Here is a 19254-nt window from a genome sequence, read left to right as displayed (position 1 = left end):
CCTTCGCGAGCAAGCCCGCTCCCACAGTTGTTTTAGGGTGGCGCAAATTGCTTCTGGCATAACACTTGCTCCTGCCTTGCCATGCAACCGTAAACCCCCCGATTAGTGACGGATTATTGGCATGGCGAAGAGCGAAGCAGCAGCTGTAAAAGACCCTGCAACCAAAGGCAAACTCAAGATGATCATCCTGATCGTGGTGGGTTTGCTCCTGGCGATCGGTGTGTCCGTGGGGGCAACCTGGTATTTCATGCACAACGCTCAAAGCAAGGCGGCGGCTGTGGTGGAAGCCGCACCGGTGGGCAAGCAGCCGGCGATTTTCGAGCCCATGGCACCTGCATTTGTCACCAACTACACCCAGAATGGCCGTCAACGGTACATGCAGGTCAGCATCACATTGCTGGGCCGCAACCAGGCTGACCTGGAAGCGCTGCGGGTGCACATGCCGCTGATCCGCAACAACCTGGTGATGCTGTTCTCCGGACAGAATTTCGACACCCTCGCTACCCCCGTCGGCCAGGAAATGCTCCGTCAGAAAGCCACGGCCAGCGTGCAGGAAGTGGCTCAGAAAGAGCTCGGCAAAGTGGTGATCGAACAGTTGCTTTTCACTAACTTCGTATTGCAGTAGGAACCCGCCATGGCCGTGCAGGACCTGTTGTCCCAGGACGAAATCGACGCGTTGTTGCATGGTGTCGACGACGGCCTGGTGCAGACCGAAAACGCTGCTGAACCGGGCAGCGTCAAAAGCTACGACCTGACCAGCCAGGATCGCATCGTTCGCGGACGCATGCCGACCCTGGAAATGATCAACGAACGTTTCGCCCGCTATACCCGCATCAGCATGTTCAACATGCTGCGTCGCTCGGCCGATGTGGCGGTCGGTGGCGTGCAAGTGATGAAGTTCGGGGAGTATGTACACTCGCTCTACGTGCCCACCAGCCTCAATCTGGTGAAGATCAAGCCCTTGCGCGGCACCGCGCTGTTCATCCTCGACGCCAAGCTGGTATTCAAGCTGGTGGACAACTTCTTCGGCGGTGACGGTCGTCATGCCAAGATCGAGGGCCGTGAGTTCACCCCGACTGAGTTGCGGGTGGTGCGCATGGTGCTGGAGCAGGCCTTCGTGGACCTGAAGGAAGCCTGGCAGGCGATCATGGAAGTGAACTTCGAGTACATCAACTCGGAAGTGAACCCGGCCATGGCCAACATCGTCGGTCCGAGCGAGGCGATCGTGGTATCGACCTTCCATATCGAGCTCGACGGTGGCGGCGGGGACCTGCATGTGACCATGCCGTACTCCATGATCGAGCCGGTGCGCGAAATGCTCGACGCCGGTTTCCAGTCCGACCTCGACGATCAGGACGAGCGCTGGATCAACGCCCTGCGCCAGGACGTGCTGGATGTCGACGTGCCGATCGGCGCGACGGTTGCCCGGCGTCAGTTGCGGCTGCGGGACATCCTGCACATGCAGCCGGGAGACATCATTCCTGTCGAAATGCCGGAAGACATGATCATGCGTGCGAACGGCGTGCCGGCCTTCAAGGTCAAGATGGGCTCTCACAAAGGCAACCTGGCGTTGCAGGTGATCGAGCCGATCGAACGCCGCTGAGTAATGTCGAACGCTTTGATTTGTAGCTGAATTTACGTTTTTAACTGATTTTTGCCCGCCGAGGACAAATGATGGCTGATGATATGAACAACCAGGACGACCAGTCGCTGGCTGATGAGTGGGCTGCTGCCCTGGAAGAAGCCGGTGAAACCGGACAGGCCGACATTGACGCCTTGCTGGCCGCCGACACGGGTGCCCAAGCGTCCAATCGCCTGCAGATGGAAGAGTTCGGCAGCGTGCCGAAAAGCAACGAGCAGGTGACGCTGGACGGGCCGAATCTGGACGTGATTCTGGATATCCCTGTGTCGATCTCCATGGAAGTAGGCAGCACCGACATCAACATCCGCAACCTGCTGCAACTCAACCAGGGCTCGGTGATTGAGCTGGATCGCCTGGCGGGTGAGCCGCTGGACGTGCTGGTCAACGGCACCCTGATTGCCCATGGCGAAGTGGTGGTGGTCAACGAGAAGTTCGGCATTCGCCTGACGGACGTGATCAGCCCGAGCGAACGCATCAAGAAGCTGCGCTGAGTGAAAGGTCTTTTCGCTATCGCCTTGATGCTGCCATTCAGCGTTCTGGCGGCCGAACCTGCGAGTACCGCGACCACGGCGTCGACGGCCGGCAGCGGCATGGCCGGACAGCTCACGCAACTGGTGCTCGGCCTGTTGCTGGTGCTGGGGGTGATCTTCTTGCTGGCCTGGCTGTTGCGGCGCGTACAGCAGGCGGGGCCGACCGGCAAAGGGCAGGTCATCGATATCGTCGGTTCGCGGGCGCTCGGCCCGCGGGACCGGTTGGTGCTGGTGCAGGTCGGCAACGAGCAGATCCTGCTGGGCCTCAGTCCGGGTACCATCACTGCGTTGCATGTCCTCAAGGAGCCGGTGCAGGTGCCCGCCACCGACCAGGCCACCCCCGAATTTGCCCAGCGCCTCATGGAATTGCTGGGTAAAGACCAGAAGGATAAGAAGTAATGCCGTTGCGCATTCTGTTGGCGCTGGCCTTGATGCTGGCCGCGCCGCTGGCGTTCGCCGCCGATCCATTGTCGATCCCGGCAATTACCCTCGGCACCAACGCCCAGGGGGCCCAGGAATACTCGGTCAGCCTGCAGATCCTGCTGATCATGACCGCGCTGAGTTTCATCCCCGCGTTTGTCATGCTGATGACCAGTTTCACCCGGATCATCATTGTCTTTTCGATTCTGCGCCAGGCCCTGGGGTTGCAGCAGACGCCGTCGAATCAGATCCTCACCGGCATGGCGCTGTTCCTGACCATGTTCATCATGGCCCCGGTGTTCGACCGGGTGAACCAGGATGCGCTGCAACCTTACCTGGCGGAAAAGATCACTGCCCAGGATGCGGTGGCCAAGGCTGAAGTGCCGATCAAGGATTTCATGCTGGCCCAGACCCGCAGCAGTGACCTGGAGCTGTTCATGCGCTTGTCCAAGCGTACCGACATCGCCAGTCCCGATCAGGCACCTCTGACCATCCTGGTGCCCGCGTTCGTCACGTCCGAACTGAAGACCGCGTTCCAGATTGGTTTCATGATTTTCATCCCGTTCCTGATCATCGACCTGGTAGTCGCCAGCGTACTGATGGCGATGGGGATGATGATGCTGTCGCCGCTGATCATTTCCCTGCCGTTCAAGATCATGCTGTTCGTGCTGGTGGATGGCTGGGCCTTGATCATCGGCACCCTGGCTGGCAGCTTCGGCGGTGTTTAGACCATTTGCAGGTAGGGCGATATGACTCCTGAAGTAGCGGTAGACCTGTTCCGCGAAGCGCTCTGGTTGACGACCATGATGGTCGCCATCCTGGTTATTCCCAGTCTGTTGGTGGGTCTGCTGGTTGCGATGTTCCAGGCCGCGACCCAGATCAACGAACAGACCCTGAGCTTCCTGCCACGCCTGCTGGTCATGCTGGTGACGCTGATTGTCTCCGGGCCTTGGCTGGTGCAAACCTTCATGGAATACATCCTGCGGTTGTACGGCAGTATTCCGCAGTTGATCGGCTGACCCGATGTCGATGCTCGCGCTGACGGACACCCAGATCGGCTCCTGGGTAGCGGCTTTCGTCTTGCCGCTGTTTCGCGTTACTGCCGTGTTGATGAGCATGCCAGTCTTCGGTACGACCCTGGTGCCGAGACGCGTGCGCCTGTATTTCGCCCTGGCGATCACGGTGGTCATCGCGCCCGGTTTGCCACCGATGCCGCCGGTTCATGCCCTGGACCTCAGTGCGCTGATGCTGGTGGCCGAACAGATCCTCATCGGGACCCTGATGGGGTTTTCGCTGCAACTGTTCTTCCAGGCGTTCGTGGTGGCCGGGCAAATCATTTCGATTCAGATGGGCATGGCTTTCGCGTCCATGGTCGACCCCACGAACGGCGTGAACACGGCGGTGATCGGTCAATTCCTGACGATGCTGGTGACGCTGCTGTTTCTCGCCATGAACGGGCACCTGGTGGTGTTCGAGGTGCTGACCGAGAGTTTCACTACGATGCCGGTGGGCAGCGCGCTGCTGGTCAACCATTTCTGGGAGGTCGCCGGCAAGCTCGGCTGGGTCCTGGGGGCTGCGATGGTATTGGTACTACCCGCGATCACGGCTTTGCTGGTGGTCAACATCGCATTTGGGGTGATGACCCGGGCGGCGCCACAGTTGAATATTTTTTCCATCGGGTTTCCGCTGACCCTGGTGCTGGGCATGGTGATCTTCTGGGTCACTCTGGGGGACATTCTCAATCAGTATCAGCCCCTGGCCACCCAGGCCCTGCTGCTGCTACGCGAAATGGCACAGGCACGCTGAACCATGGCCGAAAGCGAGAGTGGCCAGGACAAGACAGAAGATCCCACGGACAAGCGCAAGCGCGAGTCCCGGGAGAAAGGCGAGATTGCGCGCTCCAAGGAGCTCAATACCCTTGTCGTGATGCTGGCCGGCGCTGGAGGACTGCTGATCTATGGCGGGGGATTGGCCCTGGACCTGCTGGAAATCATGCGTCTGAATTTCTCCCTGCCGCGCGAAGTACTGCTCAGTCCGGGGGCCATGGCGCAGTACTTGTTGCACTCGGGAAAAATCGCGATTGTGGCGGTGCAACCGATCCTGATTTTCTTGCTCCTGGCCGCTTTCATCGGCCCGATTTCACTCGGGGGGTGGCTGTTCGCCGCCGGTAGTCTGGCCCCCAAGTTCAGTCGGATGAATCCACTGTCGGGCCTCAAGCGCATGTTCTCCACTTCGGCCCTGATGGAACTCCTCAAGGCCTTTGGGAAATTCCTGTTGATCCTGTTCGTGGCGTTGACCGTGTTGCAGTCGGACATCGACGACCTGCTGCGCATCGCCCATGAGCCGTTGGAACAGGCCATCATCCACAGCGTGCAATTGGTGGGCTGGAGCACCTTGTGGATGGCTTGCGGCCTGATTCTGATCGCAGCCATCGACGTGCCGATCCAGCTGTATCAGAGCAAGCAGAAACTGATGATGACCAAGCAGGAGGTCCGCGACGAGTACAAGGAGCAAGAGGGCAAGCCAGAGGTCAAGCAGCGGATTCGCCAGTTGCAACATGAGGTGTCCCAGCGACGGATGATGTCGGCGATCCCGACTGCCGACGTGGTCATCACCAACCCGACCCACTATGCCGTGGCGCTCAAGTACGACCCGGAAAAAGGCAACGCGCCGGTGTTGCTGGCCAAGGGCAGCGATTTCCTGGCGCTGAAGATCCGTGAGATCGCCGTGGCCAATGAAGTGATGCTGCTGGAGTCGCCGGCCCTGGCGCGGTCGATCTATTACTCCACCGAGCTCGACCAGGAAATTCCTGGCGGGCTGTACCTGGCGGTGGCCCAGGTGCTGGCCTATGTCTACCAGATCCGCCAGCACCGCGCCGGCAAGGGCAAGCGCCCCGATCCACTCAAGGATTTGCCGATCCCGCCGGATCTGCGCCGCGATCCAGAATAAGGTGTGCGCCGGGTCCTGCTGGTGACAGACCCTGTGGGAGCGAGCCTGCTCGCGATAGCGGCCTTCCAGTCAATTCCGTCATCACTGAACTACCGCCATCGCGAGCAGGCTCGCTCCCACAGGGTCCTTATTTGTGCTCCCGGGCTTGTATTTCCAGGTCTGGCAAAAGTTGGAAGGCTTCTTGCAATACCCCGTCTGCGCCTGTACCGGGCGTCAAAAGTTTGCTTCACAGGAACGGGGAATTTTGGTGGATCGCTCTCAGATACTCAGCGCCGCGCGCAGCAATGTCGTAGACCTCAGTCGGGGCAATCTGGGCGTCCCGCTGTTGCTGATGGTCATGCTCGCCATGATGATGCTGCCGGTGCCACCGTTCCTGCTGGACGTGTTCTTCACGTTCAACATTGCCCTGTCGATCGTGGTGTTGCTGGTGTGTGTGTATGCCCTGCGCCCGCTGGATTTCGCCGTGTTCCCGACCATCCTGCTGGTGGCCACGCTCTTGCGCCTGGCGCTGAACGTGGCGTCCACCCGCGTGGTCATGCTCCACGGCCAGGAAGGTCACGCCGCCGCAGGTAAGGTAATCCAGGCCTTTGGTGAGGTGGTGATCGGCGGTAACTACGTGGTCGGTATCGTGGTCTTCGCCATCCTGATGATCATCAACTTTGTGGTGGTCACCAAGGGTGCCGGGCGTATTTCCGAGGTGAGTGCGCGTTTCACCCTCGACGCCATGCCCGGTAAGCAGATGGCAATCGACGCCGATCTCAACGCCGGTCTGATCGATCAGAGTCAGGCCAAGCTTCGTCGTCTGGAAGTGGCTCAGGAAGCCGAGTTCTACGGCTCCATGGACGGTGCGAGCAAGTTCGTACGCGGTGACGCCATCGCGGGCCTGTTGATCCTGTTCATCAACCTGATCGGCGGCGTGGCCGTCGGTATCTTCCAGCATCATATGAGTTTCGGTGATGCGGGTAAGGTATATGCCTTGCTGACCATTGGTGACGGTTTGGTGGCGCAATTGCCATCACTGTTGTTATCCACAGCTGCGGCGATCATGGTGACCCGTGCTTCGGGCTCCGAAGACATGGGCAAGCAGATCGGCCGGCAGATGTTCGCATCGCCCAAGGCCCTGGCCGTGGCTGCCGGACTGATGGCAGTGATGGGCCTGGTGCCAGGTATGCCGCACCTTTCCTTCCTGAGCATGGCAGCCGTGGCGGCAGGCGGTGCCTATCTGTTCTGGAAGAAGCAGAACGTGCAGAAAGTCCAGGCACTGGAAGAGGTCAAGCGCCAGCAGGAACTGTTGCCATCGCCGGCCCGTGCCCTCGAGACCAAGGAGCTGGGCTGGGATGACGTGACCCCTATCGACATGATTGGCCTGGAAGTCGGCTATCGCCTGATTCCGCTGGTGGATCGCAACCAGGGCGGCCAACTGCTTGCGCGGATCAAAGGGGTACGCAAGAAGTTGTCCCAGGACCTGGGCTTCCTGATGCCCACCGTGCATATCCGCGACAACCTCGATCTGGCGCCCAGCGCCTATCGCCTGACGCTGATGGGGGTGATCCTGGCTGAAGCCGAGATCTACCCGGACCGCGAACTGGCGATCAACCCGGGTCAGGTCTATGGTTCGCTCAACGGCATTACCGCCAAGGATCCAGCTTTTGGCCTGGAAGCGGTGTGGATTGAAATCAGTCAGCGGGCCCAGGCCCAGTCCCTCGGTTACACCGTGGTGGACGCCAGTACGGTAGTTGCGACCCATTTGAACCAGATTTTGTACAAACACTCCAGCGAGCTGATTGGTCACGAAGAAGTCCAGCAATTGCTGCAGGTGCTGGCCAAAGGCTCGCCGAAGCTGGCCGAAGAGCTGGTGCCCGGCGTGGTTTCGTTGTCGCAGTTGCTCAAGATTTTGCAGGCGCTGCTGGCCGAACAGGTGCCGGTACGTGACATCCGCAGTATTGCTGAAGCCATCGCCAACAACGCATCCAAGAGTCAAGATACCGCCGCCATGGTGGCTGCGGTGCGGGTCGGCGTATCCCGCGCAATCGTCCAAAGCATTGTAGGCACTGAGTCGGAGCTGCCTGTGATCACGTTGGAGCCAAGGTTGGAACAGATATTGCTCAATAGTCTTCAGAAGGCAGGGCAAGGCTCGGAAGAGGGCGTTCTGCTGGAGCCAAGCATGGCCGAGAAGCTGCAACGTTCGTTGATCGAGGCAGCCCAGCGGCAGGAGATGCAAGGCCAACCGGTGATCTTGCTGGTGGCGGGTCCGATTCGTGCGATGCTTTCGCGATTCGGTCGCCTCGCGGTTCCGGGGCTGCATGTGCTGGCGTACCAGGAAATACCGGACAACAAGCAAGTGACCATTGTTGCGACAGTAGGGCCCAACGGCTGAGGTAGTGGGTTATGCAAGTGAAGCGTTTTTTCGCCGCCGATATGCGTCAGGCCATGAAGCTGGTTCGTGACGAACTGGGCGCCGAAGCAGCCATCATCGGCAACCGCCGGATCGCCGGCGGTGTCGAGCTGACGGCTGCTCTGGACTATAAGCTGTCTGCGCTGGCCCCGCGGGTTCCGAACATGGAGCTTGAGGATGAGCTGCGCAAGACCCAGTCGCGAATCGCCAGCGCCCAGGCCGAATTGAGCCTGCGCAGCAGCGAAGGCGAGGCTGTCGCGGGTACCAATCGTCAATTGTTTGCCGGTCAGCCGTTGACCGCAGGCCTGCCGCTGACCGCTGCCGAACCGCTGATCGAGCCGACCCCGGCCGAGCCGCGTCGCCCTGCGCCTGCCCCGGCCGCAGCGGCGCCTGGTGTCGATCCGCGTGCGCTGGACTCGATGCGTTTCGAACTCAACAGCCTGCGCGAGCTGATGGAAGTCCAGCTCGGCTCCCTGGCCTGGAACCAACTGCAAGGCAGTCGTCCAGCCCAGGCCAACCTGTGGCGCCGCCTGCAACGCATCGGCCTGTCCGGCCCGCTGGCCCGCGACCTGTTGGCGCTGATCAACGATATCCATGAACCTCGCCAGGCCTGGCGCATGCTGCTGGCGCATCTGGCGCGCATGATCGCCACGCCGGAAGTCGAGCCGCTGGAAGAGGGCGGGGTGATTGCCATGGTCGGCCCGGCCGGCATGGGCAAGACCACTACCTTGGCCAAGCTCGCCGCCCGTTATGTACTCAAGTACGGTGCCCAGAGCATTGCCCTGGTCAGCATGGACAGCTTCCGTATCGGCGCCCAGGAACAGCTCAAGACCCTGGGCCGGATTCTCAACGTGTCGGTGACCCATGTGGATCCGGGTCAATCCCTGGCCCAGGCGCTCGAACCTCTCTTGCGCAAGCGCGTCGTGCTGATCGATACCGCAGGCTTGCAAGCCAGCGATCCGGCTCTGCGCATGCAGCTTGAAAGCCTGGCCGGGCGCGGCATCAAGTCAAAAAATTATCTCGTGTTGGCAACCACCAGCCAGAAACAGGTTCTAACCGCCGCCTACCACAGCTACAAACGCTGCGGATTGGCCGGTTGCATCCTGACCAAGCTGGACGAAACGGCAAGCCTGGGCGAGGTATTGAGCCTGGCGATCGGTCACGATCTGCCGGTGGCGTACCTGACTGATGGACCGCGGATCCCGGATGATTTGCATCTGCCGCGTCGCCACCAACTGGTCAGCCGTGCCGTGAGTGTGCAAATGCAGGACGAACCCAGCGAAGAAGCCATGGCTGATATGTTCGCTGATATCTACCACAGCCCGACCAAGCAGGTTGGCTGAGGTAATCATGAATATTTTTTGTACCTACATCGATGGTCTGCCAGGCAATGTTCCGTATGTGAACGCGCAGCCAGTAATGTGGCCTCCGTCTAAGTAAGACAGGTAAAGAACGAACATGGGCAGCATGCATCCCGTACAGGTGATCGCGGTGACCGGCGGCAAAGGTGGCGTCGGCAAGACTAACGTGTCAGTGAACTTGTCCCTGGCTCTGGCAGAGCTTGGCCGACGGGTCATGCTGCTGGACGCCGACCTGGGCCTGGCGAACGTCGACGTGCTGCTGGGGCTCACTCCCAAACGCACGCTGGCGGACGTCATCGAAGGCCGGTGCGAGCTGCGCGACGTACTGTTGCAGGGGCCGGGCGGGATTCGCATCGTGCCGGCGGCTTCCGGCACCCAGAGCATGGTTCATCTGACCCCGGCCCAGCACGCTGGCCTGATCCAGGCATTCAGCGACATCGGCGACAACCTCGATGTGCTGGTGATTGACACGGCGGCGGGTATCGGTGATTCGGTCGTCAGCTTCGTGCGCGCCGCCCAGGAAGTGCTGCTGGTGGTCTGCGACGAACCCACCTCCATCACCGACGCCTATGCCCTGATCAAGCTATTGAACCGCGACTACGGCATGAACCGCTTCCGCGTCCTGGCCAATATGGCCCAGAGCCCCCAGGAAGGGCGCAACCTGTTTGCCAAGCTGACCAAGGTCACCGATCGCTTCCTGGACGTTGCCCTGCAGTACGTCGGCGCCGTGCCGTACGACGAGAGCGTTCGCAAGGCCGTCCAGAAGCAACGTGCCGTCTATGAAGCTTTTCCCCGTTCCAAATGCGCGCTTGCGTTCAAGGCTATCGCCCAGAAGGTGGATACCTGGCCACTGCCGGCCAATCCGCGCGGGCATCTGGAATTTTTCGTCGAGCGTCTCGTGCAACAAACAGCAGGGCCCGTGTTATGACAGCCAGCGGTTACAACCACCTCTACAAAAAATCGGCACGGGACGCCCAATACGAGTTGATCGAGCGTTACGCGCCCCTGGTCAAGCGCATTGCCTATCACTTGCTGGCGCGGTTGCCGGCCAGTGTCCAGGTCGAAGACCTGATCCAGGCGGGCATGATCGGCTTGCTCGAAGTGGCGAACAAATACGACGCGAGCAAGGGTGCCAGTTTCGAGACATACGCAGGCATCCGCATTCGCGGCGCGATGCTCGACGAAGTCCGCAAGGGCGACTGGGCACCCCGTTCGGTGCACCGCAATACCCGCATGGTCAGTGACGCCATTCGCGCTATTGAAGCGAAAACCGGACGAGACGCTAAAGATCACGAAGTTGCGGCCGAACTCCAGTTGAGTCTCGATGATTATTACGGGATTTTGAACGATACCTTGGGCAGCCGCCTGTTCAGTTTCGACGACCTGTTGCAGGACGGCGATCATGAAGGGCTGCACGAGGATGGCGCGAGTACTCACATGGAGCCTGCGCGTGACCTGGAAGACGAACGTTTCCAGAGCGCGCTGGCCGATGCGATTGCCAATTTGCCGGAGCGTGAGCGACTGGTCTTGGCGCTGTACTACGACGAAGAGCTGAACCTCAAGGAAATCGGTGAAGTCCTGGGGGTCAGCGAATCGCGGGTCAGTCAGTTACACAGCCAGTGCGCCGCCCGTTTGCGGGGGCGTTTGGGGGAGTGGCGAGCGCGCTGACAGTCGGTGCGGGGAGGTTGCGAACAGGGTTTGCGTGGCACGCGTTGCGCAGTCTCGATCCGTTGTGTCCCGCACCGTTGTCGAATGCTGTACCGGATTGATTGAAATGGCGCGTTCAGGTGCTGCACGCGTTTAAGACTGCTTGGAGGTCGAATTGGACAAGAACATGAAAATCCTCATCGTTGATGACTTTTCAACGATGCGGCGGATCATAAAAAACCTGTTGCGTGACCTTGGGTTCACCAACACGGTCGAGGCTGACGATGGCACCACTGCCATCCCGGTTCTCAACAGCGGGAGCATCGACTTTCTGGTGACTGACTGGAACATGCCCGGCATGACCGGTATCGACTTGCTGCGCCATGTGCGCGCTGATGAAAAACTCAAGCACCTGCCGGTGCTGATGGTCACCGCCGAAGCCAAGCGCGAGCAGATCATCGAAGCGGCCCAAGCCGGTGTGAACGGCTATGTGGTCAAACCCTTCACGGCCCAGGCGTTGAAAGAGAAGATCGAAAAAATCTTCGAACGCATCGGTTAACGGCGCCACGGGGGAGCTATGGAGAATAATGAAGCTTCAATGGGCGATTTCGAATCGACCCTGAAAAAACATGCCCGCGAACTGGTCGACAGCCTTGAAAAAGGTCGTTTCGGCGATGCTGTCCAAATGATCCACGAGCTCAATCAGACCCGGGATCGTGGTCTGTACCAGGAAGTCGGCAAGCTCACCCGTGAACTGCACAGCGCGATCGTCAACTTCCAGATCGATCCGAACATGCCCCAGGCCGAGGAGGTCTCGCAGATCACTGACGCGACCGAGCGACTGTCCTACGTAGTCAAACTGACCGAGGCTGCCGCCAACCGCACCATGGACCTGGTGGAAAGTGCCACGCCTCTGGTCAACGGTCTTGGCGATGAAGCCCAGGCCTTGAGCGTCGACTGGGGCCGTTTCATGCGTCGTGAAGTAGGCGCGGAAGAATTCCGGGAGCTGGCACGTCGGGTCGACGGTTTTCTGACACGCAGCAGCGCCGATAACCGCGCGGTCGCGAGCAACCTCAACGATATTCTGCTGGCTCAGGACTATCAGGACCTGACCGGCCAGGTGATCAAGCGCGTCACCCAATTGGTCACCGAAGTCGAAAGCAATCTGCTCAAACTGGTGTTGATGGCCAGCCAGGTCGACCGCTTTGCGGGCATCGAACACGACCGTGAAGCGATGCTTGCTGAAAAAGATCCACAAAAACATCTCTCTCAGGGTGAAGGTCCGCAAATTCATGCCGATAAAAGAGAAGACGTTATGTCCGGTCAGGACGATGTGGACGATTTGCTGTCCAGCCTTGGATTTTAGCCCTGTTTTAGGAGCACCCCATTAATGAGCTTCGGCGCCGATGAAGAGATCCTTCAGGATTTCCTGGTTGAGGCCGGCGAGATTCTAGAGCAACTGTCCGAGCAATTGGTCGAGCTGGAAAGCCGACCGGATGATGCGGATTTGCTTAATGCAATCTTTCGCGGTTTCCACACTGTAAAAGGAGGCGCCGGCTTCCTTCAGCTCAACGAGCTGGTGGAGTGCTGCCACATTGCCGAGAACGTGTTCGACATCCTGCGCAAGGGTGAGCGTCGCGTGGATTCGGAATTGATGGACGTGGTGCTCGAAGCGCTGGACGCGGTCAACAGCATGTTCAGCGAGGTGCGTGACCGTTCACCGATCACCGCCGCCACCCCTGAGTTACTCGCTGCGCTGTCGCGCCTGGCCGAGCCGCAATCGGCTGACGAAGTCGCTCCGGTCGAGACCGCGGTTGAAGAACCCGTCGCCGAGGAGCCAGTCGCCGAGGAATCGGGCGATATTACCGATAACGAATTTGAACAGTTGCTGGACTCCCTGAGTGCCGTCAAGGCCGAAGCCCAGGCCCAGGCCCAGGCTCCTGTCGCTGCTGCGCCCGCCGATAGCGGCGTGGCCAGCGATGAGATCACGGATGCGGAGTTCGAGTCGCTGCTCGATCAACTGCACGGCAAAGGCCAGTTCGCCGTCGATGCGGTTGTCCCGACGACAGCCCCTGCCGCGCCGAAACCCGCGGGCGACAGCTCCGACATCACCGACGATGAATTCGAAGCCTTGCTCGATCAGTTGCATGGCAAGGGTACTTTTGCCGTTGATGCCCTGGAGTCGGCCATTGCCTCCTCGCCGGCTCCGAACAAGCCTGCCGCCGCAGCGGCCGGCAGCGACCTGATCACCGATCAGGAATTCGAATCGCTGCTCGACGATTTGCACGGCAAAGGCAAGTTCAGCGAAGTCGGCACGGCCTCTGCCGCGCCAACTGCCGCTCCGGCAACCAAGGCGGCGCCAAAACCTGCTGCCAAGGCACCGGAACCCAAGGCCGAGACGCCGGCACCGGCTCCCGCACCCAAGCCTGCTGCCGCAGCTGCGCCTGCCCGTGCACCGGCCGCGTCTGCACCGGCAGACAAACCAACCAGCGAAGCCGAGACCACCGTTCGGGTCGATACCGCGCGTCTGGACGAGATCATGAACATGGTCGGCGAACTGGTGCTGGTGCGTAACCGCCTGGTGCGCCTGGGCCTCAACAGCCAGGACGAAGCCATGTCCAAGGCCGTGTCGAACCTCGACGTGGTCACGGCCGATCTGCAGACCGCCGTCATGAAGACCCGGATGCAGCCGATCAAGAAAGTCTTCGGACGCTTCCCGCGTCTGGTACGTGACCTGGCTCGCCAGCTCAAGAAAGAAATCAATCTGGAACTGGTGGGTGAAGAAACCGACCTCGACAAGAACCTCGTCGAGGCCTTGGCCGACCCGCTGGTCCACTTGGTGCGCAACGCGGTCGACCATGGCATTGAATCACCGGAAGAACGTGAAGCCGCGGGCAAGGTCCGTAGCGGTAAGGTGATCCTGGCCGCCGAGCAGGAGGGCGACCACATCCTGCTGTCGATCTCCGACGACGGCAAAGGCATGGATCCCGAGGTGCTGCGTGCCATCGCCGTCAAACGCGGCGTGATGGACAAGGACGCCGCCGACCGCCTGAGCGACACAGAGTGCTACAACCTGATCTTCGCCCCCGGCTTCTCGACCAAGACCGAAATTTCCGACGTGTCGGGTCGTGGCGTGGGGATGGACGTGGTGAAAACCAAGATCTCCCAGCTCAACGGTTCGATCAACATCCACTCGGTCAAAGGTTCTGGCTCGAAGATCCTCATCAAGGTCCCGTTGACCCTGGCGATCATGCCGACCCTGATGGTGATGCTGGGCAACCAGGCGTTTGCTTTCCCTCTGGTCAACGTCAACGAGATTTTCCACCTTGATCTGTCGCGCACCAACGTGGTGGACGGCCAGGAAGTGGTAATCGTGCGAGACAAGGCGCTGCCGCTGTTCTACCTCAAGCGCTGGCTGATCAGCTCCGCGGCGCATGTGGAGCAGGGCGAAGGCCATGTGGTAATCCTTTCGGTGGGCACCCAGCGGATCGGCTTCGTCGTTGACCAGCTCGTGGGCCAGGAAGAAGTGGTTATCAAGCCATTGGGCAAGATGCTCCAAGGCACCCCGGGCATGTCCGGCGCTACCATCACCGGCGACGGTCGCATTGCGCTGATCCTCGATGTGCCGAGCATGCTCAAGCGTTACGCCGCGCGGCGTATTTGATTCTGGAGGGGGGCGGCCCAGCGCCGCGCCTCGTCTAACGGAGTGTTTATGGTAGTTAAAGTCCTGGTGGTGGACGATTCGGGGTTCTTCCGCCGCCGCGTCTCGGAAATTCTCTCGGCGGACACGACGATTCAGGTCGTCGGTACCGCGACCAATGGCAAAGAGGCAATCGATCAGGCACTGGCACTCAAGCCGGACGTGATCACCATGGACTATGAGATGCCAATGATGGACGGCATCACCGCAGTGCGGCATATCATGCAGCGCTGTCCGACTCCGGTATTGATGTTCTCGTCCCTGACCCACGAAGGCGCCCGTGTCACCCTCGACGCGCTGGACGCCGGTGCGGTGGATTTCCTGCCGAAGAACTTCGAGGACATCTCGCGCAATCCCGACAAGGTTCGGCAGTTGCTGTGCGAGAAGGTCCACAGCATTTCCCGCAGCAACCGCCGTGTGAGTGCCTACACCCCACCGGCTCCCGCGCCTGTGGCTGCACCGAGTCCTGCACCGTCGTCGGGTAGCTTCAATCCGCCCCCGGTTCGCAGTACCCCGACCCCTGCGCCCGCACGCCCGGCCCCGGCCAGTGCATCGTCGCCGGCCCCCAAGCGCAAGGCCTACAAACTGGTCGCCATCGGCACTTCCACCGGTGGTCCGGTGGCGTTGCAACGGGTCCTGACCCAGTTGCCGGCCAACTTCCCGGCCCCCCTCGTGTTGATCCAGCACATGCCAGCGGCCTTTACCAAGGCGTTCGCCGAGCGCCTGGACAAGTTGTGCCGCATCAGCGTAAAGGAAGCCGAGGACGGCGATATCCTGCGCCCTGGCCTTGCGTTGCTGGCTCCAGGTGGCAAGCAGATGATGGTTGACGGGCGCGGCGCGGTGAAGATCCTGCCGGGTGACGAGCGCCTGAACTACAAGCCATGTGTGGACATTACCTTCGGTTCCGCAGCCAAATCATACGGTGACAAGGTTCTGGCGGTGGTGCTGACCGGCATGGGCGCCGATGGTCGCGAAGGCGCACGCCTGCTCAAGCAGGGCGGCAGTGCGATCTGGGCCCAGGACGAAGCCAGTTGCGTGATCTATGGCATGCCGATGGCGATTGTCAAAGCGGACCTGGCCGACGCGGTGTACGGGCTGGACGACATCGGTAGGTACCTGGTCGAGGCGTGCCTGTAATGGATGTCCTCAGCCTGATCGGCATCATCATGGCGTTCGTTGCCATCATTGGTGGCAACTATCTGGAAGGCGGTCATCTCGGCGCCCTGGCCAACGGCCCTGCCGCATTGATCGTGCTCGGTGGCACCATTGGCGCTGCATTGTTGCAATCGCCCATGAGTGCGTTCAAGCGCGCCATACAGGTGCTGGTCTGGATTCTGTTTCCTCCGCGGGTCGACTTGGCCGGCGGTATTGACCGCGTCGTGAACTGGAGCCTGACTGCCCGCAAGGAAGGCCTGCTCGGCCTGGAAGGCGTGGCCGATGCCGAACCTGACAACTACTCGCGAAAAGGCCTGCAGTTGCTGGTGGACGGCGCCGAGCCGGAAGCCATTCGCAGCATCCTGGAAGTGGATTTCTACACCCAGGAAAGCCGCGATATCGAAGCGGCCAAGGTTTTCGAAAGCATGGGTGGTTATGCGCCTACCATCGGCATCATCGGTGCGGTGATGGGCCTGATCCACGTGATGGGCAACCTGGCCGATCCCTCGCAACTGGGTAGCGGTATCGCCGTGGCGTTCGTTGCCACCATCTACGGTGTGGCCAGTGCCAACCTGGTGCTGCTGCCGATTGCCGCCAAACTCAAATCAATTGCCTTGCGCCAGTCGCGTTATCGCGAAATGTTGCTGGAAGGAATTCTGTCGATCGCCGAAGGTGAAAACCCGCGCTCCATTGAATTGAAGCTCCAAGGCTTCATGGATTAATGGGAGTAATGGACCATGGCGCGTCGCAGGCATCATGAAGAGCACGTCAATCATGAACGTTGGCTGGTGTCCTACGCCGACTTCATCACATTGCTGTTCGCCTTTTTTGTGGTCATGTACTCGATCTCCTCGGTCAACGAGGGCAAGTACAAGGTCATTTCCGAGGCATTGATCGGCGTCTTTACCGACTCGGACCGCGCCCTCAAGCCGATTCCCATTGGCGACGAACGGCCCAAGACGACCACGCCGGCCAAGCCGCTGGTCCGTGACTCCGAGCAGGTCGATGCCGGCATTGCCGGTGGCAGCGACCCATTGAAAAGCATCGCCGACGACATCAGTGCGGCATTCGGCGACCTGATCAGATCCAACCAGATGACCGTTCGCGGCAACGAGTTGTGGGTGGAAATCGAACTCAACTCCAGCCTCTTGTTCGGCAGCGGCGACGCCATGCCCAGCGACATGGCGTTCAACATCATCGACAAGGTGGCGGCGATCCTGAAGCCGTTCGACAACCCGATCCATGTGGAGGGGTTCACGGATGACCAGCCGATCCGCACCGCGCAATATCCGACCAACTGGGAGCTGTCTTCGGCGCGTTCGGCGAGCATCGTCCGCATGCTTGCCATGCAGGGTGTGAACCCCGGTCGCCTGGCATCGGTGGGGTATGGCGAGTTCCAGCCGGTGGCCAACAACGCCACCGTCGAAGGGCGAGCAAAAAATCGGCGCGTGGTGTTGGTGGTGTCACGCAACCTTGATGTACGCCGTAGCCTGACCGGTACCGGCACGGCCAACGCAACGCCGGACGCCGCATTGAAGCGGGCTGGCACACAAACTGCACCAACCCCGGTCAAGACACCGGGAAGACAGAGTGCCGTCAATTCTCCGTCACCCGCTTTATAACCGAGCTATTTCTCGGCCGAGCCCGTTTCGGTCGGGAGGAACGATCCGAATGAGAGTCTGGGCAGTTGCCAATCAAAAAGGTGGAGTGGGTAAGACCACTTCTTCCATCGCTTTAGCCGGATTACTGGCAGAGGCGGGCAAGCGTGTGGTCATTGTCGATCTGGACCCCCATGGCTCGATGACCAGCTATTTTGGCTACGATCCCGATAGCCTGGAGCACAGCAACTACGACCTGTTCCTGCACAGGGGCAATGTGCCTGAGGGCTTGCCGGGGCAATTGTTGCTGTCCACGAGCGACGAGCGGATTTCGCTGTTGCCTTCGAGTACGGCGCTGGCCACCCTGGAGCGGCAGTCGCCGGGGCAGGGCGGCTTGGGACTGGTGATCGCCAAGAGTCTGGCGCAACTGTGGCAGGATTTCGATTACGCGATCATCGACAGTCCGCCCCTGCTGGGTTTGCTGATGGTCAACGCCTTGGCGGCCAGCCAGCAACTGGTGATCCCGGTGCAGACCGAGCACCTGGCGGTCAAGGGGCTGGAGCGGATGGTCAATACCTTGGCGATGGTCAACCGCTCACGCAAACAGTCGCTGCCGTTCAATATCGTGCCGACCCTGTTCGACCGCCGTACCCAGGCGTCCATGGGCACCCTGCGCGTTTTGCGGGATATGTACCCGGATGAAATCTGGCAAGGCTACATCCCGGTCGACACGCGCTTGCGCGATGCCAGCCGCGCCGGTGTGACCCCTTCCCAGTTCGATGGCAAAAGCCGTGGCGTACTGGCCTACCGGGCCTTGCTCAAGCACCTGCTGGCCCAGCAGCTTGTTCCTCAGCAGGTGGCCTGATTGAACACGTCTAAACGCTCTGCAGGCTCAAGTCTGATGGCACCCATGCCGATAACGTTCATATGCGGCGCACTGTTTTCATGAGCCGCCCGATCAAGACAACCTCGCGTCCGCAAATGGCCTTGCAGTCCTACCTGGACGGGCTGTTGCAGGAAGCGACCGAAGAATTGCCACCGGAACCGATCGTGCCCGAGGCTTTGCCCGCGCCGGTCGAAGCCGAAGGGGTGCTGGATGAGTTTCAGGCGGCGGTGCTTGAGGAGCAGGCCCGTGATGCACGCAAGTCAGTGATTGCCGCAGCGGTGGAGGCACCGTTCGCCAGGCCAGCGGTGAAAGTCATGGAGGCACCGGCGCCAGTGCTGGCGGCGGTTTCCACCGTTGCACCGTTGTTGCAGGGGCTGGTGACGCCGGTGGTGGAAGTCCATCTGCCACCGAGCAACACGCCACCGCCGGTTGAGACTGACGACCGTCCGGCCTGGGCCGCGGAGCCGTTCGAGTGCCTGCTGTTCGATGTGGCCGGGTTGACCCTGGCGGTGCCACTGGTGTGCCTGGGGTCGATTTACTCCCTGGCCGGGCATGAATTGACGCCGCTGTTTGGCCAGCCGGATTGGTTCCTTGGGATCCTGCCGAGCCAGGCCGGCAACCTGAAGGTACTGGATACCGCGCGCTGGGTGATGCCGGACCGTTATCGCGATGATTTTCGCCAGGGCCTGCAATACGTGATTTCGGTACAGGGTTACGAGTGGGGATTGGCGGTGCACCAGGTCAGCCGTTCGCTGCGCCTGGACCCGAACGAGATCAAGTGGCGCAGTCATCGAGGTCAACGGCCATGGCTGGCGGGTACGGTGATAGAGCACATGTGCGCCTTGCTGGACGTTTCCGAGCTGGCCGAGCTGATCGCCAGTGGCGGGGCAAAACACCTGGGCGGCACCAAGCCGGTCCAGAAACCGAAATAACACAGTCGGTGGCGCACAGCGTCACGGCGCAGAACATAC

General features: G+C 60.6%; 20 protein-coding genes. All 20 read left to right on the top strand.

The features are described 5' to 3' along the window. Nucleotides 1-121: 121 nt before the first annotated feature. The 20 genes from fliL to AD665_RS21765 all read left to right on the top strand — a co-directional run bounded on the left by fliL (nucleotide 122) and on the right by AD665_RS21765 (nucleotide 19215). Nucleotides 122-625 carry a flagellar basal body-associated protein FliL gene (gene fliL, locus AD665_RS21860; RefSeq protein ID WP_024778664.1) on the top strand — a complete coding sequence of 168 codons (504 nt, stop codon included), beginning with the start codon at nucleotides 122-124 and terminating at the stop codon, nucleotides 623-625. 9 nt (nucleotides 626-634) lie between these two features. Beyond that, nucleotides 635-1603 (top strand): flagellar motor switch protein FliM, encoded by a 969-nt coding sequence (gene fliM / locus AD665_RS21855; protein WP_003184019.1) that lies wholly within the window; start codon nucleotides 635-637, stop codon nucleotides 1601-1603. Between the two features lie 71 nt (nucleotides 1604-1674). Further along, complete coding sequence (gene fliN / locus AD665_RS21850; protein ID WP_024778665.1) at nucleotides 1675-2133, top strand: flagellar motor switch protein FliN; 459 nt, start codon at nucleotides 1675-1677, stop codon at nucleotides 2131-2133. 27 nt (nucleotides 2134-2160) lie between these two features. Beyond that, the gene (gene fliO / locus AD665_RS21845) at nucleotides 2161-2571 is read left to right on the top strand and encodes a flagellar biosynthetic protein FliO (RefSeq protein WP_033034509.1); all 411 of its coding nucleotides are present in this window, start codon (nucleotides 2161-2163) and stop codon (nucleotides 2569-2571) included. Beyond that, nucleotides 2571-3320 (top strand): flagellar type III secretion system pore protein FliP, encoded by a 750-nt coding sequence (gene fliP, locus AD665_RS21840; protein ID WP_024778667.1) that lies wholly within the window; start codon nucleotides 2571-2573, stop codon nucleotides 3318-3320. Before fliO ends, fliP begins: the two co-directional genes overlap by 1 nt. A gap of 21 nt (nucleotides 3321-3341) precedes the next feature. Further along, nucleotides 3342-3611 carry a flagellar biosynthesis protein FliQ gene (gene fliQ, locus AD665_RS21835; protein WP_024778668.1) on the top strand — a complete coding sequence of 90 codons (270 nt, stop codon included), beginning with the start codon at nucleotides 3342-3344 and terminating at the stop codon, nucleotides 3609-3611. Between the two features lie 4 nt (nucleotides 3612-3615). Continuing rightward, nucleotides 3616-4398, top strand: coding sequence for a flagellar biosynthetic protein FliR (fliR, locus tag AD665_RS21830; RefSeq protein WP_024778669.1), 783 nt, complete (start codon nucleotides 3616-3618; stop codon nucleotides 4396-4398). A gap of 3 nt (nucleotides 4399-4401) precedes the next feature. Continuing rightward, the gene (gene flhB, locus AD665_RS21825) at nucleotides 4402-5541 is read left to right on the top strand and encodes a flagellar biosynthesis protein FlhB (RefSeq protein ID WP_053193675.1); all 1140 of its coding nucleotides are present in this window, start codon (nucleotides 4402-4404) and stop codon (nucleotides 5539-5541) included. A gap of 247 nt (nucleotides 5542-5788) precedes the next feature. Continuing rightward, nucleotides 5789-7918, top strand: coding sequence for a flagellar biosynthesis protein FlhA (gene flhA, locus AD665_RS21820; RefSeq protein ID WP_024778671.1), 2130 nt, complete (start codon nucleotides 5789-5791; stop codon nucleotides 7916-7918). Nucleotides 7919-7929: 11 nt separating this feature from the next. Beyond that, on the top strand, nucleotides 7930-9279 hold the full coding sequence (flhF, locus tag AD665_RS21815; RefSeq protein WP_024778672.1) for a flagellar biosynthesis GTPase FlhF: 1350 nt from the start codon (nucleotides 7930-7932) through the stop codon (nucleotides 9277-9279). A 115-nt stretch (nucleotides 9280-9394) separates the two neighbouring features. Then, complete coding sequence (gene fleN, locus AD665_RS21810) at nucleotides 9395-10225, top strand: flagellar synthesis regulator FleN (RefSeq protein WP_003184001.1); 831 nt, start codon at nucleotides 9395-9397, stop codon at nucleotides 10223-10225. Then, entirely contained in the window at nucleotides 10222-10965 is a 744-nt protein-coding gene (gene fliA, locus AD665_RS21805; RefSeq protein ID WP_024778673.1) for an RNA polymerase sigma factor FliA, read from the top strand. The genes fleN and fliA overlap by 4 nt, the downstream gene beginning before the upstream one ends. 166 nt (nucleotides 10966-11131) lie before the next feature. After that, nucleotides 11132-11503: a chemotaxis response regulator CheY gene (locus tag AD665_RS21800; protein ID WP_003183998.1), complete on the top strand. Its 372-nt coding sequence runs from the start codon at nucleotides 11132-11134 to the stop codon at nucleotides 11501-11503. Nucleotides 11504-11521: 18 nt separating this feature from the next. After that, nucleotides 11522-12310, top strand: coding sequence for a protein phosphatase CheZ (locus AD665_RS21795; RefSeq protein WP_024778674.1), 789 nt, complete (start codon nucleotides 11522-11524; stop codon nucleotides 12308-12310). Between the two features lie 24 nt (nucleotides 12311-12334). Beyond that, nucleotides 12335-14608, top strand: coding sequence for a chemotaxis protein CheA (locus tag AD665_RS21790; protein ID WP_024778675.1), 2274 nt, complete (start codon nucleotides 12335-12337; stop codon nucleotides 14606-14608). 48 nt (nucleotides 14609-14656) lie between these two features. Continuing rightward, entirely contained in the window at nucleotides 14657-15781 is a 1125-nt protein-coding gene (locus AD665_RS21785) for a protein-glutamate methylesterase/protein-glutamine glutaminase (protein ID WP_053193671.1), read from the top strand. Then, nucleotides 15781-16521 (top strand): flagellar motor protein, encoded by a 741-nt coding sequence (locus tag AD665_RS21780; RefSeq protein WP_024778677.1) that lies wholly within the window; start codon nucleotides 15781-15783, stop codon nucleotides 16519-16521. Before AD665_RS21785 ends, AD665_RS21780 begins: the two co-directional genes overlap by 1 nt. Before the next feature lie 15 nt (nucleotides 16522-16536). After that, complete coding sequence (gene motD, locus AD665_RS21775; protein WP_024778678.1) at nucleotides 16537-17421, top strand: flagellar motor protein MotD; 885 nt, start codon at nucleotides 16537-16539, stop codon at nucleotides 17419-17421. A 49-nt stretch (nucleotides 17422-17470) separates the two neighbouring features. Next, on the top strand, nucleotides 17471-18262 hold the full coding sequence (locus tag AD665_RS21770) for a ParA family protein (protein ID WP_024778679.1): 792 nt from the start codon (nucleotides 17471-17473) through the stop codon (nucleotides 18260-18262). A gap of 80 nt (nucleotides 18263-18342) precedes the next feature. After that, entirely contained in the window at nucleotides 18343-19215 is an 873-nt protein-coding gene (locus AD665_RS21765; protein ID WP_024778680.1) for a CheW domain-containing protein, read from the top strand. The last annotated feature ends 39 nt before the right edge of the window (nucleotides 19216-19254 follow it).

Source organism: Pseudomonas corrugata, from assembly GCF_001269905.1.
GTDB lineage: Bacteria > Pseudomonadota > Gammaproteobacteria > Pseudomonadales > Pseudomonadaceae > Aquipseudomonas > Aquipseudomonas corrugata.
This window is presented reverse-complemented; position numbering and strand designations above follow the sequence as displayed.